This is a genomic window from Streptomyces sp. NPDC056580, assembly GCF_042793175.1.
Lineage (GTDB): Bacteria > Actinomycetota > Actinomycetes > Streptomycetales > Streptomycetaceae > Streptomyces.
In genome coordinates this window covers 228,517-245,365 of record NZ_JBHTVE010000012.1, presented here as the reverse complement: position 1 = coordinate 245,365, position 16,849 = coordinate 228,517, and the positions used below count along the sequence as shown (strand labels likewise).

The window sequence follows — 16,849 nt, the reverse complement described above, 5'->3', positions numbered from 1 at the left end:
ACGACTCGGACGACGCTGACTCCCACCTCCGGCGGGCCGTCGAGCACGGCGCGGAGAGCCTGATGCCCCCGACGGACCTGGAGCACGGCTCGCGGGACCAGACGGCCCGGGACGCCGAGGGCGATGTCCGGAGCGTCGGCACGTTCGCGCCCGGGATCCGGCGGCTGACCGGCCGGGAGCCGCCGGCGCGCCCGCCGGGACGCGGCGGCCGCCGGCGCTTCCCGGCCGGTCGGGCGCTCCGGGTCAGCCGCCGGTGTGCACCTGGAAGGCGGCCCGGCGGACGGCCTTGGCGAGGGCCGGGTCGGGGTGGGCGGCGGCGAGGGCGACCAGGACCTGCACGGTGCGCGGGTGGCCGACGGCGCGGACCTCGTCCAGCAGCGTGGGGACGGTCGGCTGCACCGCGGCCTCCAGGTGCCGTATCAGCATCGACGTCTCGCCGTGGTCGGCAACGGCCGCGGCGGTGTCGACCCACAGCCAGGTGGCCTCCTCGCGGGTGAGGACCTCGTGGGCGTCCTCCGGGTCGACGCCGTCGTGCTCGGCCAGCCACAGCAGCGCGTACGGCCTGAGGGCGGGATCGTCCAGGACCGCGTGCACCTCGGGTTCGGCGGGGGCGCCGACGACGCGCAGCGCCTCGAAGGCGAGGCCGCGCAGCAGGGCGTCGTCGCCCCGGGCGGCGGCGAGCAGCTCGGTGACGGCGCTGCCGACGGGGCGGGCGGCGAGCCAGGCGCGGTACTCGGCGCGGGCGGCGTTGGGGCGGAGCTGGGCACAGCCGCGGAGCATGTCCTCGGCGGACTGCTCGATGTTGCCGGCCGGGCTCTGCGCGGCCACGCAGATCTGCTCCAGCTTGACCCAGACCGCCCAGCTCCCCAGCGGGGTGAGCGTGGCCTGGCCGTCGCCGTAGGTCAGGGCGCCGACCGCGGCGAGGGCGGTGAGGGCCCAGTCCAGGAGCGGGGCGAGCGGGGTGTCAGAGGCGGGCTGGGTCTCGGCGGGGCCCGAAGCGCCGGCGGCGCCGGGCTCGTAGGAGACCTCGCAGCGCTCGGTGCGCAGTTCGGTGACCCGCTGCTGGAGCAGGTCGAGCAGTTGCTCCACGGGCACGGGGCCGGCGGACAACTGCAGGAAGGACAGCACCTGGGGCATGGCGGAGACGACCTCGGCGACGGCGGCCGGCTCGAACTCCGCGGGCTCCGGGCTGGCCAGCGACCAGGCGTCGAACAGGGCGACCCAGCCGCGCAGCACGGCGCTGTCGTCGCGGTCCCAGGCGCGCAGCCGCCAGCCGGGGCGCGCGTTGTCCTCGTGCACCTCGATGAGTCCGGCGAGCCGGGCGGTGTCCCAGTCGGCCCGGACCCGGTCGGCGTCCAGGCCGAGGCCGGCGGCGGCCCGTTCGGCGGTCGCGTCGGAGAGGGTGGCCTTGCCGTCGGCGGTGGCGGCGTCGCTGCCGGGGCCGAGGGCGGAGTCGGCCCAGCGGGCGACCCGGACCGCGCCGGCCAGACCGGTGCGCGCCATTCTGGCCAGTTCGGCCGGGGCGGGGGTGCCCTCCGGCGGCCGGGGTGCGGGGCGGCGCGGGCGCCGCTGGTTCACAGCTCTGGGGGCGGCGGCCAGGGGTCGCGGTCGGACGAGTCGAAGCCTGGAGTCGCGCGGGATACGGGACGTCACGGGTGCAGTCTTCCGGTTGACGGTCCGAAAACCCAAACGGAATGCCCCGGGGGGCGCCGGGGCCGGCCCGCGCACCCGGTCGGCGGGTGGCCCGGAGGCGGGATCAGGCCAGGGTCGCGGCCTTCGACGGAACGGCCGGCGGCGGGCGGACCCGCGCCGCACCGGAGTCCGCCGCCGGCCGTCACATCAGCGGGGTCAGGAACCGGCGCAGCCGCTCCTGGTACTCGTCCGGGTCGGCGTTCCACATGGCCGCGTGCGGGGCCCGGGTGACGGTGTGCAGCGCGACGAGGTCGGAGCGGCGGGCGGCGAGGCGGCGGGAGTACTCCCACGGGGCCACCACGTCGTCGGGGCCGTGGATGATCAGGGTCGGCACGGCGAGCCGGCCGGGGTCGGTGGCCTGGGCGCCGCGGTCGGGGTGCAGTCCGGCCCGGCCCTGCGCGGCCCGCACCGCGAGCGGCAGCAGGGCGTCGGGGGTGTGCCGGGCCCGGGCGAGGGCGCGCAGCGTGGCCTGCCAGTTCAGTACCGGCGAGTCCAGGACCAGCCCGGCGACGCGGTCGCGCACGGCGGAGTGCTCGGCGGCGCGCAGGGCCATGGTGGCGCCGGTGGACCAGCCGAGGAGGACGACCCGGTCGGCGCCGCAGCGGACGGCGTGCCGGATCGCCGCGTCCACGTCCCGCCACTCCGTCTCGCCGAGGTGGTTGAGGCCGTCCGGCGGGCGCGGGGCGCCGAGGTCGCCGCGGTAGGCGAGGGCGAGGACCGGGACGCGGCGGCGGTGGAGGTACGTCATGACGTTCAGGGCGTGCTCACGGGTGGTGCCGAGGCCGTGCACCGCGATCACCCAGGTGTCCCGGTGTCCGGGCACGAACCAGGCGGGCAGCGTGCCGAGTTCCCCGGGCACGTCGATGTCGGCGTGATCGAGGCCGAGTGCGGTGCCCGGGTCGCCGACGTGGACGTTCGGGGTGAACCAAACCGGGTCGCCGGGTGCGAAGGTGCCGTGGGTGACGCGTATCAGGCGCCTGACGACGCTGTCGGCGGTGTGCTCGGCCGAGTCCAGCAGCGGCCCGACGACCGCGTGGGAGCCGTCGCCGGCCAGGCCGTAGGTGCCGGGGCGCAGCGACGCCAGGTCCCGGGTGAGGGCGATCCGCCCCGCGGAGGTGCCGTGCACGGTGAGCCGGGGTTCGGTGGGCAGCGGCCGGCCCGGTGCCGCCTTCAGCGCGGCGTCGCTGGCCAGCCGGCCGGCGGCCACGGAGGCCGCGCCGGCGGCCAGGACGGCGCCGAGGGCGGCGGCGGTGGCTCTTACGGTGCGCACGGCTCCAGTGTCACGGGGGGCGCCGGAGCCGGCCAGCCGGAGGGCCGGGCCGGACGGCAGGGGCCGGCGCCCGAGGGCCCGCCGGGTCAGGGGCAGCCGGGCGGCTGGGGGACGGAGCGGATGGCTGTGCGACGACAAGGGGTCACCTCCGTTGGCCGTACCCCTTCAAGCGTGCCCCGGCCTCCGCGATGTGTGCCTCCGTCAGCAGAGCGGGCGTCAGTCCCGGCACGGAGGAGGCCGTCAGCCACAGCCGGCACATCCACTCGAGCTGGGCGGTGCGGTCGTAGGCCTGGTCGAGGGTGGCGCCGTGGGTGACCATGCCGTGGTTGCGCAGCAGGCACCCGGAGCGGCCGGCCAGCGCGGCGAGCATGTTCCCGGCCAGTTCGTCGGTGCCGTAGGCCGCGTAGGGGGCGACCCGGATGGGGCCGCCGAGGGCGGCGGTCATGTAGTGGATCGGGGGCAGCTCGGTGACGAGGGTGGAGACGGCCGTGGCGTGCACGGCGTGGGTGTGGACGACGGCTCGGGCGCCGGTGGATCGGTATACGGCGAGGTGCATCGGCAGCTCGCTGGTCGGCACGAGGGCGCCGAGCACCTGCCGGCCGTCGAGGTCGACGGCGGTGACGTCGGCCGGGGTGAGCCGGTCGTAGGGCACGCCCGAGGGGGTGACCAGCACGAGGTCCCCCACGCGTGCGGAGACGTTGCCCGAGGTGCCGACGACCAGCCCGTCGGTCACGGTCCGGCGGGCCGTGGCGACCAGCGCCGCCCAGACCCGCTGCTGCTCTTCCGTGTCGCGCCCCTGTTCAGCCATGCCGCGATCCTGCCAGCCCGCCGGGCGCGGGGCGGGCCACCCGCTGTCGATCGCCCGTCACAGCACGTCAGGACCGGATCACCGACCTGTGGAGGGTCGTGATGGCTGTCCCGGCGGCACGGCAGGAGGGCGGTTCGCGAAGTGACCGGAATCTCTTTCCCGGGTCACGGGGCCGGCCGCGGGCCCTCGCGCGCGCCCGGAGGCCAAGGGGCGTCCGGGCGCCGGCCCGAAGCGGAATCCCGAACCGCCGTTCCCGACACTCCCGCGCCCGGCCCAGTTCACCTTCCGTTCACCCAGGTTGCCTACGTTCAACCCGCCAATGACGCTCGAACGATTGCCTGGGTAAATGGAAAGCTTCTCGCTGATCCTCGCGATTGTGGTGGTAACCGCACTCGCGTTCGATTTCACGAACGGTTTCCACGACACCGCCAACGCGATGGCCACCACCATCTCGACCGGTGCGCTCAAGCCCAAGGTCGCGGTGGCCATGTCCGCCGCACTGAACCTGGTGGGCGCTTTCCTCTCCGTGGAGGTCGCCAACACGATCTCCAAGGGTCTCGTCGATGAGAACGGCATCCGTCCCGAGGTCATCTTCGCCGCCCTGGTCGGCGCGATCCTCTGGAACCTGCTGACCTGGCTGGTGGGACTGCCCTCCAGCTCCTCCCACGCCCTGATGGGCGGCCTGATCGGCGCCACCGTCGCCTCGGCGGGCTTCGGCGCCGTGCACGGCGACGTCCTGGTCACCAAGGTGCTGCTGCCGGCGGTCGCCGCCCCGGTCGTGGCCGGCCTGGCCGCCATGCTGTCCACCCGCTTCTCCTACGGGATCGGCGGCAAGGCCGAGGGCGAGGCCACCCGCAAGGGCTACCGCGCCGGCCAGATCGCCTCCGCCGGACTGGTCTCCCTCGCCCATGGCACCAACGACGCCCAGAAGACGATGGGCATCATCACCCTGGCGCTGATCGCGGGCGGTGCCATCGCCCCGGGCTCCAACCCTCCCACCTGGGTGATCCTCTCCGCCGGCCTGGCCATCGCGCTCGGCACCTACATCGGCGGCTGGCGCATCATCCGCACCATGGGCAAGGGCCTGACCGAGCTGGAGCCGCGTCAGGGCTTCGCCGCCCAGACCAGCGCCGCCACCGCCATCCTGGCCTCCTCGCACCTTGGCTTCTCGCTGTCCACCACGCACGTCGTCTCCGGTTCGGTGATGGGCGCGGGCCTGGGCCGCAAGGGCGGTGTGGTCCGCTGGTCCACCGCCACCCGCATGGCCGTCGCCTGGGTCCTGACCCTGCCCGCCGCCGCCCTGGTCGGCGCCCTCGCCGAGTCCGTCACGGGCCTGGGCGACTGGGGCACCGCCCTCGTCGCGGTCTTCCTGGTCGGCTCCAGCGCCGCCATCTGGAAGCTGTCCCGCCGCGAGGTCGTCGACCACACCAACGTCAACGGCACCGACGAAGCCGCTGAGCCCGCCGGTGTGGTGACCACCGCGATCGCCGCGGTGGCCCCGCCGCCGGCCGGCGCCGCCGCCCTCGGCGAGGGCCCGGTCGTCAGCTTCCCGGAGCAGTCCGGCGGCCCGGCCCCGGTCGTCGTCGTCGAAGTCACGGCACCGGCCGCACCGGCCGTCCCGCCGGCCGCCACCGTCTGACCCGGTTACCGGAGGAAAAGCAACATGAAGATCGACTGGGCGGCCATCGGATCCGTCTTCGGCGTCAGCCTCGCCTTCGCGGTGGGCCTGGTGGCCCTGTTCACCCTCGGCATCGGCGGCCTGGCCCGCCGGGAGCGGGCGGCGGCGCAGGGCGGGTCCGCCGGGCTCGCCGTGACCGGCGCCTACGTGTGCTTCGCCGCGTGCGCGGCGGCCGTGGCGTACGGCATCTACCTGATCGTGGCCAAGCCCTGACCCGAGCCGTTCCCGAGAAGGCTCCCCGCCGGTGTGTGTTCCGGCGGGGAGCCTTTTTTCCGCCCCGATCGCGCCGGTGTGGGGCTCAGCACACTCTCCCCGCGCAGGTCAAAGGCAAGTTGACGGCCCTTCGGGGGGCGTGGTGGACTGCCCGGGCCATGTACGGCGGCAGGAGAGGAAGCCGGTGCGAATCCGGCGCGGTCCCGCCACTGTGACCGGGGAGCGATCCCCGGGAGCCAGGAACTCTCACCGCCGGCTTCGTCGAACCAGGGCGTGGACACCCTGAGTGAGGACACATATCGCCATGCTCGGCCGCAGATCGAGGACAGCCGCCAGGACCGCCCCTGTGCCCACGGCCGGCTGAGCCGATGGGTGCCGATCGCGCTTACGCGTACGGCGCCGCCGCCGGCCTTCTCGGCGACCTGCTCCTCGGCGATCCCCGCCGCGGGCACCCGGTCGCCGTGTTCGGGCGGGCGGCCGCTGCCGTGGAACGCGTGCTGTGGCACGACCACCGCGGCTGGGGCGCGCTGCACACCGCCGTGTGCGCCGGCGGCGCCGTAGCCGCCGGACTCGTCGCCGAACGGGCCGTGCGCCGCTCCCCCGTCGCCTCCGCCGCGCTGACCGGCGTGGCCACCTGGGCCGTCGTCGGGGGCACCTCCCTCGCCCGCGAGGCCCGTACCATCGGGCGCGCCCTGGAGGCCGGGGACGTGACGGCGGCGCGGGCGCGGCTGCCCCGCCTGTGCGGCCGGGACCCGCAGGCGCTGGACGCCGACGGGATCGCCCGGGCCGTGGTCGAGTCCGTCGCCGAGAACACCTCCGACGCCGTCGTGGGCGCGCTGGTGTGGGGCGCCGTGGGCGGGGTGCCGGGGCTGCTCGGGTTCCGGGCCGTCAACACCCTGGACGCCATGGTCGGTCACAAGTCGCCGCGGCTGCGCCGGTACGGCTGGGCCTCCGCCCGGCTCGACGACGTCGCCGGGTGGCCGGGGGCCCGGCTGACCGCGGTGCTCGCCGCGCTCGCCGGGCCGGACCCGCGGGGCGCCGTGCGGGCCTGGCGGGCCGACGCGGCCAAGCACCCGAGCCCCAACGCCGGGCCCGTGGAGGCGTCGTTCGCCGGCGCCCTCGGAGTGCGGCTCGGCGGGACGCTCTCCTACGCCGGGCGGGTGGAGCACCGGCCCGTGCTCAACGGCGGCGCCGGGCGGGCCGTCCGGGCCGCCGACATCGAACGGGCCGTACGGCTCTCCCGCCGGGTCGGCCTGCTCGCGCTCGGTGTCACCGCCGGCGCGCGCCTCCTCGTGAAGGGACGTGGCAAGTGAACGGCGGTCTCCTCGTCGCCGGCACCACCTCCGACGCCGGCAAGAGCGTCGTGACGGCCGGGATCTGCCGGTGGCTGGTGCGCCAGGGCGTGAAGGTCGCGCCGTTCAAGGCGCAGAACATGTCCCTCAACTCCTTCGTCACCCGAGAGGGCGCCGAGATCGGGCGGGCGCAGGCGATGCAGGCGCAGGCCTGCCGGGTGGAGCCGACCGCGCTGATGAACCCGGTGCTGCTCAAGCCGGGCGGGGAACAGAGCAGCCAGGTGGTGCTGCTGGGCAGACCGGTGGGCGAGATGAGCGCGCGCGGCTACCACGGCGGTCGGCAGCAGCGGCTGCTGGGCACGGTGCTGGACTGCCTCGCCGAGTTGCGGGGCACGTATGACGCGGTGATCTGTGAGGGGGCCGGATCGCCCGCGGAGATCAACCTGCGGCGGACGGACATCGTCAACATGGGCGTCGCGCGCGGCGCGCGGCTGCCCGTGCTCGTGGTCGGCGACATCGACCGGGGCGGCGTCTTCGCCTCCTTCTTCGGCACCGTCGCCCTGCTGGCGCCCGAGGACCAGGAACTGGTCGCCGGGTTCCTGGTGAACAAGTTCCGCGGGGACGTCTCCCTGCTGGAGCCCGGCCTGGACATGCTCCAGGGCCTCACCGGGCGGCGCACGTACGGCGTGCTGCCGTTCCGGCACGGGCTCGGCATCGACGAGGAGGACGGACTGCGCGTCTCGCTGCGCGGCGCCGTCAGGGAGTCCGCCGTGACGCCGCCGGCCGGCGAGGACGTGCTGCGGGTCGCCGTGTGCGCTGTCCCGCTGATGTCCAACTTCACCGACGTGGACGCGCTGGCCGCCGAACCGGGCGTCGTGGTGCGGTTCGTGGACCGGCCGGAGGAACTCGCCGACGCCGACCTGGTGGTGGTCCCGGGCACCCGCGGGACCGTACGGGCGCTGGCGTGGCTGCGCGAGCGCGGACTCGCGGACGCGCTCGCGCGCCGGGCCGCGCAGGGCCGCCCGGTGCTCGGGATCTGCGGCGGCTTCCAGATCCTCGGCGAGCACATCGAGGACGAGGTCGAGTCCCGCGCCGGCGCCGTCGCCGGGCTCGGCGTGCTCCCCGTGCGGGTGCGGTTCGCCCGCGAGAAGACCCTGGCCCGGCCGGCCGGCGAGGCCCTGGGCGAGCGGGTCGAGGGGTACGAGATCCATCACGGGGTCGCCGAGGTGCTCGGCGGCGAGGCCTTCCTGGACGGCTGCCGGGTCGGCTCGGTGTGGGGCACGCACTGGCACGGCTCGCTGGAGTCGGACGGCTTCCGCCGGGCCTTCCTGCGCGAGGTGGCGGCCGCCGCGGGGCGCCGCTTCGTGCCGGCCCCCGCCACCTCGTTCGCCGCGCTGCGCGAGGAGCAGCTCGACCGGCTCGGCGACCTGATCGAACAGCACGCGGACACGGACGCGCTGTGGCGGCTCATCGAGTCGGGCGCGCCGCAAGGACTGCCTTTCATTCCACCGGGAGCGCCCGCATGAGCACAGTGTTGTTGTTGTCGACCGCCGACACCGATCTGCTGGCGGCCCGGGCCTCCGGCGCCGGGTACCGGATCGGCAATCCGGCCCGGGTGGACGTGGCCGGGGAACTGCCGGGGCTGATCGAGGGCGCGGACCTCGCGGTGGTACGGCTGCTGGGCGGCAAGCGCGCCTGGGAGGAGGGGCTGGCCGCGCTGCGGGCGTCCGGCGTCCCGACCGTGCTGCTGGGCGGCGAGACGGTGCCGGACGCCGAGCTGATGGCCGAGTCGTCCGTGCCCGCGGGCGTGGTGGCTCAGGCGCTGAGGTACCTCGTCGAGGGCGGCCCGGAGAACCTGACCGAACTCGCGCGGTTCCTCTCCGACACCGTCCTGCTCACCGGCGAGGGGTTCGAGGAGCCGCGCAGGATGCCGGAGTTCGGCGTCCACGGCTCGTACGAGCTCCGCGACGGCCGCCCGACCGTGGGCGTGCTGTTCTACCGGGCGCACGAACTGAGCGGCAACACCGCCTTCGTGGACACGCTGTGCGAGGCGATCGAGGCGCGCGGCGCCAACGCCCTGCCGGTGTACTGCGGTTCGCTGCGCGACGCGGACCCGGGGCTGTACGAGCTGCTGGGACGGGCCGACGCCCTGGTCGCCACCGTGCTGGCGGCCGGCGGCACGCACGCCTCGCGGGCGTCCGCCGGCGGCGACGAGGAGTCCTGGGACGTCGGGGCGCTCGCCGGCCTCGACGTGCCCGTGCTGCAGGGGCTGTGCCTCACCTCGTCGCGGGCCGCCTGGCTGGAGTCGGACGCCGCCCTGTCCCCCATGGACGCGGCGATGCAGGTGGCCATCCCGGAGTTCGACGGCCGGCTCGTCACCGTGCCGTTCTCCTTCAAGGAGCAGGGCCCGGACGAGGTCCCGGTGTACGTCGCCGACCCCGAGCGGGCCGCGCGGGTCGCCGGGATCGCCGTCCGGCACGCCGGGTTGCGGCACAAGCCGAACGCCCACAAGCGGATCGCGCTGGTCTTCACCGCCTACCCGACCAAGCACTCCCGGGTCGGCAACGCGGTCGGCCTGGACACACCCGCCTCGGCGGTGCGGGTGCTGGACGCGCTGCGGGACGCCGGATACCTGGCCGAGGGGTACCCGGACAACGGCGACGAGCTGATCCACCGGCTGATCGAGGCCGGCGGGCACGACGTGGAGTGGCTGACGGAGGAACAACTGGCCGCCGCGCCCGCCCGGGTGCCGCTGGCCGCGTACCGGGAGTGGTTCGGCCGGCTCGACCCCGGGCTGCGGGAGGCGATGCTCGAGGCGTGGGGCGAGCCGCCGGGCAGCCTGTACGTGGACGGCGAGGACATCGTGCTCGCCTCCCTGCGGTTCGGGAACGTCGTCGTGATGATCCAGCCGCCGCGCGGCTTCGGTGAGAACCCGATCGCGATCTACCACGACCCCGACATGCCGCCCTCCCACCACTACCTGGCCGCCTACCGCTGGCTGGAGGCCGCGCCGTCCGAGGGCGGCTTCGGCGCCGACGCGATCGTGCACATGGGCAAGCACGGCACGATGGAGTGGCTGCCGGGCAAGGGCCTGGGCCTGAGCGGCGGCTGCGCCCCCGACGCCGTGCTCGGCGACCTCCCGCTGGTCTACCCGTTCATCGTCAACGACCCCGGTGAGGGCACCCAGGCCAAGCGGCGCGGGCACGCCACGGTGGTCGACCACCTGGTGCCGCCGATGGCACGCGCGGACACCTACGGCGACCTGGCCAAGCTGGAACAGCTCCTGGACGAGTACGCGCTCGTCTCCGACCTCGACCCGGCCAAGGCGCCGGCGGTGCGCGCCCAGATCTGGACGCTGGTCAAGGCGGCCGAGCTGCACCACGACCTGCACGTGGACGAGCAGCCGGACGACGAAGCGTTCGACGAGTTCGTCATGCACATCGACGGCTATCTGTGCGAGATCAAGGACGTGCAGATCCGCGACGGACTGCACGTCCTCGGCGGCGGCCCCGAGGCCGGGCCGCGGGTGAACCTGGTCCTGGCCGTGCTGCGCGCCTCCCAGGTGTGGGGCGGGCAGGCGAACGCGCTGCCGGGGCTGCGGGCCGTGCTGGCCCGGCACTTCGGGCTGGTGGAGAAGGACCTGCTGGCCGAGCCGGGCGCGCCGGTGAAGGCGCCGGTGGAGCTGACCGACCTGGTGGACGGTCCGTCCAGGACCGCGGCCGACGCCGTCGACCTGCTGGAGCAGCTGTGCCGGCGGATCGCGGAGGGGCTGGAGGCCCGGGACTGGGACCGGGCGGCCGTGCCCGTCGTGCTGCGCGACGCGCTCGGCGCCGAACTCCCCGACGCCGTCGCGGTGCTCGAGTTCGCCTGCGCCGAGGTCGTGCCGCGACTGGCCCGGACCACCGACGAGATCGGGCACATCCTGCGGGCGCTGGACGGCGGTTACGTGCCGGCCGGCCCGTCGGGTTCGCCGACCCGCGGCCTGGTCAACGTGCTGCCGACCGGCCGGAACTTCTACTCGGTCGACCCGAAGGCGATCCCGTCCCGGCTGAGCTGGGAGGTCGGCCAGTCACTCGCGGACTCGCTGGTCCAGCGGTATCTGCAGGACACCGGGGAGTATCCGAAGTCGGTCGGCCTGACGGTGTGGGGCACCTCCGCGATGCGCACCCAGGGCGACGACATCGCCGAGATCCTGGCGCTGCTGGGCTGCCGTCCGGTCTGGGACGACGCCTCGCGCCGGGTGACCGGCTTCGAGGTGATCCCCCCCGAGGAGCTGGGCCGGCCGCGCATCGACGTCACGGTGCGCATCTCCGGCTTCTTCCGGGACGCGTTCCCGCACGTGGTCGGGCTGATCGACGACGCGGTCCGGGCGGTGGCCGAACTGGACGAGCCCGCCGGGGTCAACCACGTGCGGGCGCACGTGGACGAGGACACGGCGGAGCACGGCGACCGCCGGCGGGCGACCGCCCGCATCTTCGGCTCGAAGCCGGGCGCGTACGGCGCCGGACTGCTGCCGCTGATCGACGCCCGCAACTGGCGCTCCGACGCCGACCTCGCCGAGGTGTACGCGGTGTGGGGCGGTTACGCCTACGGGCGCGGGCTCGACGGGCGGGCGGCGCGCGGGGACATGGAGACCGCGTTCAAGCGGATCGCGGTGGCGGCGAAGAACGTCGACACCCGCGAGCACGACCTGGTCGACGCCGACGACTACTTCCAGTACCACGGCGGCATGGTCGCCATGGTGCGGCACCTGACCGGCGCCAACCCCGAGGCGTACGTGGGCGACAGCGCCGTACCCGACCAGGTGAGGACCCGCACGCTCGGCGAGGAGACGCACCGCGTGTTCCGGGCGCGGGTGGTCAACCCGCGCTGGATGGCGGCGATGCGCCGGCACGGCTACAAGGGCGCCTTCGAGATGGCGGCGACCGTGGACTACCTGTTCGGCTACGACGCCACGGCGGGCGTGGTCGACGACTGGATGTACGAGAAGCTCAGCGCGGAGTACGTCTTCGACCCGGAGAACCGGGACTTCATGAAGAAGTCCAACCCGTGGGCGCTGCGCGGCATCACCGAGCGGCTGCTGGAGGCGGCGGACCGCGGGCTGTGGGCGGAGCCGGACGCGGACACGCTGGAACGGCTGCGCGCCACCTACCTGGAGCTGGAAGGCGACTTGGAGGGCGACCAGTGACCACCCCGTTCCCTTTCACGGCCGTTGTCGGCCAGGACGACCTGCGGCTCGCGCTGCTGCTGAACGCCGTCTCGCCGGCGGTCGGCGGTGTGCTGGTGCGCGGCGAGAAGGGCACCGCGAAGAGCACGGCCGTCCGTGCCCTCTCGGCGCTGCTGCCGCGGGTCGCCGTCGTCCCCGGGTGCCGTTTCTCCTGTGACCCGGCGGCACCGGACCCGTCCTGCCCGGACGGTCCGCACCGGACCGGCGAAGGCGCCGAACGGCCCGCGCGCATGGTCGAGTTGCCCGTGGGCGCGTCCGAGGACCGGCTGGTCGGCGCCCTGGACATCGAGCGGGCGCTCGCCGAGGGCGTGAAGGCGTTCGAGCCGGGCCTGCTGGCCGACGCCCACCGCGGGATCCTGTACGTGGACGAGGTCAACCTCCTGCACGACCATCTCGTGGACCTGCTGCTGGACGCGGCCGCGATGGGCGCCTCCTACGTCGAGCGCGAGGGGGTCTCGGTCCGGCACGCCGCCCGGTTCCTGCTCGTCGGGACCATGAACCCCGAGGAGGGCGAGCTGCGGCCGCAGTTGCTCGACCGGTTCGGGCTGACCGTGGAGGTCGCCGCCTCGCGGGAGCCGGACCAGCGGGTGGAGGTGGTACGGCGCCGGCTGGCGTACGACGACGACCCCGGCGCCTTCGCCGCACGGTGGGCCGGCGAGGAGGCCGCCGTCCGGCAGCGGATCGTCGCCGCGAGGGAGTTGCTGCCGCGGGTGCGCCTCGGCGACGGCGCGCTGCGGCAGATCGCGGCGACCTGCGCGGCCTTCGAGGTGGACGGCATGCGCGCCGACATCGTGATGGCCCGTACCGCGACCGCGCTGGCCGCGTGGGCGGGGCGGACCGATGTGCTCGCCGAGGACGTCCGGCAGGCCGCGCTGCTCGCGCTCCCGCACCGGCGGCGGCGCAACCCCTTCGACGCGCCGGGGCTGGACGAGGACAAGCTGGACGAGACGCTGGAGCAGTTCTCCGGCGAGGGCGAGAGCGACGACGACCCCGACCCCGGCCCCGGGGGCCCCGGCGGCGGTGGCGGGCAGCCGGCGCCCGACAGCGGCCCGCCGGACGACGGCGGCGCGGCCGCGCCGCCGGAGAACGGTGCGGGCGGGCAGCCGCAGCCCTCCGGGGGCCAGGAGCAGCCGGCCGCCCGGGCCGCCGAGCCGTTCCGCACGAAGGTGCTGAGCGTGCCGGGCATCGGTGAGGGCGCGGCCGGCCGGCGTTCGCGGGCGCGTACCGAGCACGGGCGGACCACCGGGGCCAGGCGGCCCCGGGGCGCGCTGACCAAGCTGCATCTGGCGGCGACCGTGCTGGCGGCGGCGCCGCACCAGCGGGCGCGGGGGCGGTCCGGGCCCGGTCTCGTGGTCCGCAGGGACGATCTGCGGCAGGCGACCCGGGAGGGGCGGGAGGGCAACCTCGTGCTGTTCGTGGTGGACGCCTCCGGGTCGATGGCGGCCCGGCAGCGGATGAGCGCCGTGAAGGGCGCGGTGCTGTCGCTGCTCCTCGACGCCTACCAGCGGAGGGACAAGGTGGGTCTGGTGACCTTCCGGGGGTCCGCCGCCGACCTGGCGCTGCCGCCGACCTCCTCCGTCGACGCGGCCGCCGCCCGGCTGGAGTCGCTGCCGACCGGCGGCCGTACGCCGCTGGCGGCGGGGCTGCTGAAGGCGCACGAGGCGCTGCGGGTGGAACGGCTGCGGGATCCGGCGCGGCGGCCGCTGGTCGTGGTGGTGACGGACGGACGGGCCACCGGCGGTCCCGAGCCGGTGGCCCTGGCGGGGCGGGCGGCGCGGCTGTTCGCGGCGGAGGGCGTCGCCTCGGTGGTCGTGGACTGCGAGTCGGGGCCGGTGCGGCTCGGGCTCGCCGGGCGGCTCGCGGGCGACCTGGGCGGCACCGCGGTGACGCTGGACGAACTACGGGCCGACTCGATCGCCGGGCTGGTCAGGGATGTGCAGGGGACTTCGAGGAGGGCCGCGTAATGCCGCAGGGGCAGCCGAGTGTCGTACCGGACGACGGGCTGACGACCCGTCAGCGCCGCAACCGTCCGCTGGTCGTCGTGCACACCGGCGTCGGCAAGGGCAAGTCCACCGCCGCCTTCGGGCTGGCGCTGCGGGCCTGGAACCAGGGGTGGCCGATCGGGGTGTTCCAGTTCGTCAAGTCCGCCAAGTGGAAGGTCGGCGAGGAGAACGCGCTGCGCGTGCTCGGGGCCTCCGGCGAGGGCGGGAGCGTCGACTGGCACAAGATGGGCGAGGGCTGGTCCTGGGTGCAGCGGGACATCCAGGGTGACAACGCGACCAACGAGGAGAAGGCCCGGGAAGGCTGGGAGCAGGTCAAGCGGGACCTGGCGGCCCAGACGTACCGGCTGTACGTGCTGGACGAGTTCGCCTACCCGATGCACTGGGGCTGGGTGGACACGGACGAGGTCGTGGACGTGCTGCGCGCCCGGCCGGGCACCCAGCACGTGGTGATCACGGGGCGCAACGCGCCGGAGAAGCTGGTGGACCTCGCCGACCTGGTCACCGACATGTCCAAGGTCAAGCACCCCATGGACGTGGGCCAGAAGGGCCAGAAGGGCATCGAGTGGTGATGTCGCCGGTGCCCCGGCTGGTCGTCGCCGCGCCCTCGTCGGGCAGCGGCAAGACCACCGTCGCCACGGGGCTGATGGCCGCGTTCGCCGCGCGGGGGCTCGCCGTGTCCCCGCACAAGGTCGGGCCGGACTACATCGACCCCGGGTACCACGCGCTCGCCACCGGGCGGACGGGCCGCAACCTGGACGCGTACCTGTGCGGGCCGGAGCTGGTCGCTCCGCTGTTCCTGCACGGGGCGCGGGGGTGCGACCTCGCCGTGGTCGAGGGCGTGATGGGGCTGTACGACGGGGCGGCGGGCCAGGGCGAGCTGGCCTCCACCGCCCATGTCGCCAAGCTGCTGCGGGCGCCGGTGGTGCTGGTCGTGGACGCGTCGTCGCAGGCGCGGTCGGTGGCGGCCCTGGTGCACGGGTTCGCCTCCTGGGACCCGGAGGTGCGGATCGGGGGCGTGATCCTCAACAAGGTGGCGTCCGACCGGCACGAGGCGCTGCTGCGGGAGGCGCTGGACGCCTCCGGGGTTCCGGTGCTGGGCGTGCTGCGGCGGGCTCCCCGGGTGGACGCGCCGTCGCGGCACCTGGGGCTGGTCCCGGTCGCCGAGCGGCGGGCCGCGGCGGTGGACGCCGTGGCGGCCATGGCGGCCGCGGTGTCCGAGGGCTGCGATCTGGACGCGCTGATGCGGCTGGCGGGGAGCGCGGGCGCGGTGCCGGGCGCGCCCTGGGACCCGGCCGAGGCCGTGGCCTCCGCGGCCGGGCCGGCCGGGAGGCGGGGGCCGGTGGTCGCCGTCGCCGGCGGCCCGGCGTTCACCTTCTCCTACGCGGAGCACGCCGAGCTGCTCGCCGCCGCCGGCGCCGAGGTCGTCACCTTCGACCCGCTGCGGGACGAGGAACTGCCCGCGGGCACCGCCGGGCTGGTCGTCGGGGGCGGCTTCCCGGAGGTGTACGCGGCCGAGCTGTCCGCCAACGAGCCGCTGCGCGAGCAGGTCGCCGGACTCGCCCTGGGCGGCGCTCCGGTGGCCGCGGAGTGCGCGGGGCTGCTCTACCTGTGCCGGGAGCTGGACGGGCAGCCCATGTGCGGGGTGCTGGACGCCGGCGCCCGCATGGGCGAACGGCTCACTCTCGGCTACCGGGAAGCGGTGGCCGTCGGCGACAGTGTGCTGGCCGTTGCGGGGACGCGGACGCGCGGGCACGAGTTCCACCGCACGGTCGTCGAGCCGGGCGCCGGCGCCGCTCCCGCCTGGGGGCTCACGGCTCCGGTCCGGCGCGTCGAGGGTTTCGTACAGCAGGGCGTGCACGCGAGTTATCTGCACACGCACTGGGCCGCCGCGCCCGGTGCGGCCCGTCGGTTCGTGGAGAGGTGCCGGACGTCATGAGCAGCAGGCTGGTCGGAGTCGGGGTAGGGCCCGGCGACCCGGAGCTGGTGACCGTCAAGGGGGTCAACGCGCTGCGCGCGGCCGAGGTGGTCGTCGTCCCGGTGATGGACACCGGCGAGCGGGGCCGGGCCGAGGCGACGGTGCTGCACTACGTGCCCGTGGAGAAGGTCCTCCGGGTGGTGTTCGCGCTGAACGAGCGGACCGACCGGGCCCGCCGGGAGGCCGCCTGGGACGCGGCGGGCGAGCGGGTCGCGGGGCTGCTGGAGCGGCACGGGTCGGTCGCCTTCGCCACCATCGGCGATCCGAACGTGTACTCGACGTTCACGTATCTCGCGCAGACGGTCGCCGAGCTGGTGCCGGGCACCGTGGTGGAGACCGTGCCCGGGATCACCGCCATGCAGGATCTGGCGGCGCGGTCCGGCGCGGTGCTGACGGAGGGCACCGAGCCGCTGACGCTGGTGCCGGTGACGGCGGGCTCGGCGGCGCTGCGGGAGGCGCTGGCGGGGCCGGGCACCGTCGTGGCGTACAAGTTCGGGCGGCAGGCCACCGAGGTCGCCGAGGCGCTGCGGGAGACCGGGCGGATCGGGGACGCGGTGTGGGGCTCGGCGCTCGGGCTGCCTGAGGAGTCGGTGCGGCCGGCCGCCGAGCTGGACGGGGCGCCGCTGCCGTACCTCTCCACGCTGATCGCGCCGCCGCGGCGCGACGGCGGGCGGGGCGGGAAGCTGTGACG

The 16,849-nt window shown here is 75.3% G+C and carries 12 protein-coding genes and 1 riboswitch; of the genes, 9 read left to right on the top strand and 3 right to left on the bottom strand.

Features of this window, described 5'->3' with window-relative positions; all coding sequences use genetic code 11:
• Window positions 1-243: 243 nt before the first annotated feature.
• The 3 genes from ACFQ9Z_RS26920 to ACFQ9Z_RS26910 all read right to left on the bottom strand — a co-directional run bounded on the left by ACFQ9Z_RS26920 (window position 244) and on the right by ACFQ9Z_RS26910 (window position 3,770).
• Complete coding sequence (locus ACFQ9Z_RS26920) at window positions 244-1,653, bottom strand: hypothetical protein (RefSeq protein ID WP_383023730.1); 1,410 nt, start codon at window positions 1,651-1,653, stop codon at window positions 244-246.
• A 181-nt stretch (window positions 1,654-1,834) separates the two neighbouring features.
• Window positions 1,835-2,962, bottom strand: a complete 1,128-nt coding sequence (locus ACFQ9Z_RS26915; protein ID WP_383023726.1) for an alpha/beta hydrolase — start codon at window positions 2,960-2,962, stop codon at window positions 1,835-1,837.
• A gap of 142 nt (window positions 2,963-3,104) precedes the next feature.
• Window positions 3,105-3,770: a class II aldolase/adducin family protein gene (locus tag ACFQ9Z_RS26910; protein ID WP_383023723.1), complete on the bottom strand. Its 666-nt coding sequence runs from the start codon at window positions 3,768-3,770 to the stop codon at window positions 3,105-3,107.
• Window positions 3,771-4,116: 346 nt separating this feature from the next.
• On the opposite strand from ACFQ9Z_RS26910, the gene ACFQ9Z_RS26905 reads away from it, so the two are divergent.
• The 9 genes from ACFQ9Z_RS26905 (at window position 4,117) to cobI (ending at window position 16,847) form a co-directional block, all read left to right on the top strand.
• Window positions 4,117-5,409: an anion permease gene (locus ACFQ9Z_RS26905; protein WP_383023720.1), complete on the top strand. Its 1,293-nt coding sequence runs from the start codon at window positions 4,117-4,119 to the stop codon at window positions 5,407-5,409.
• Window positions 5,410-5,433: 24 nt separating this feature from the next.
• Entirely contained in the window at window positions 5,434-5,661 is a 228-nt protein-coding gene (locus tag ACFQ9Z_RS26900) for a hypothetical protein (protein WP_383023717.1), read from the top strand.
• A gap of 173 nt (window positions 5,662-5,834) precedes the next feature.
• A riboswitch (cobalamin riboswitch) is annotated at window positions 5,835-5,907 on the top strand.
• A gap of 122 nt (window positions 5,908-6,029) precedes the next feature.
• The gene (locus ACFQ9Z_RS26895) at window positions 6,030-6,974 is read left to right on the top strand and encodes a cobalamin biosynthesis protein (RefSeq protein ID WP_383023714.1); all 945 of its coding nucleotides are present in this window, start codon (window positions 6,030-6,032) and stop codon (window positions 6,972-6,974) included.
• The gene (locus ACFQ9Z_RS26890) at window positions 6,971-8,479 is read left to right on the top strand and encodes a cobyric acid synthase (protein WP_383023711.1); all 1,509 of its coding nucleotides are present in this window, start codon (window positions 6,971-6,973) and stop codon (window positions 8,477-8,479) included. Before ACFQ9Z_RS26895 ends, ACFQ9Z_RS26890 begins: the two co-directional genes overlap by 4 nt.
• Window positions 8,476-12,141 carry a cobaltochelatase subunit CobN gene (cobN, locus tag ACFQ9Z_RS26885; RefSeq protein WP_383023708.1) on the top strand — a complete coding sequence of 1,222 codons (3,666 nt, stop codon included), beginning with the start codon at window positions 8,476-8,478 and terminating at the stop codon, window positions 12,139-12,141. Before ACFQ9Z_RS26890 ends, cobN begins: the two co-directional genes overlap by 4 nt.
• The gene (locus tag ACFQ9Z_RS26880) at window positions 12,138-14,144 is read left to right on the top strand and encodes a putative cobaltochelatase (RefSeq protein ID WP_383023705.1); all 2,007 of its coding nucleotides are present in this window, start codon (window positions 12,138-12,140) and stop codon (window positions 14,142-14,144) included. Before cobN ends, ACFQ9Z_RS26880 begins: the two co-directional genes overlap by 4 nt.
• A complete protein-coding gene (cobO, locus tag ACFQ9Z_RS26875) occupies window positions 14,144-14,752 on the top strand; it encodes a cob(I)yrinic acid a,c-diamide adenosyltransferase (protein WP_383023702.1) in 609 nt (202 codons plus the stop codon). Before ACFQ9Z_RS26880 ends, cobO begins: the two co-directional genes overlap by 1 nt.
• Complete coding sequence (locus tag ACFQ9Z_RS26870; RefSeq protein ID WP_383023698.1) at window positions 14,752-16,119, top strand: cobyrinate a,c-diamide synthase; 1,368 nt, start codon at window positions 14,752-14,754, stop codon at window positions 16,117-16,119. Before cobO ends, ACFQ9Z_RS26870 begins: the two co-directional genes overlap by 1 nt.
• Window positions 16,116-16,847 carry a precorrin-2 C(20)-methyltransferase gene (cobI, locus tag ACFQ9Z_RS26865; protein WP_383023694.1) on the top strand — a complete coding sequence of 244 codons (732 nt, stop codon included), beginning with the start codon at window positions 16,116-16,118 and terminating at the stop codon, window positions 16,845-16,847. Before ACFQ9Z_RS26870 ends, cobI begins: the two co-directional genes overlap by 4 nt.
• Window positions 16,848-16,849: the final 2 nt, after the last annotated feature.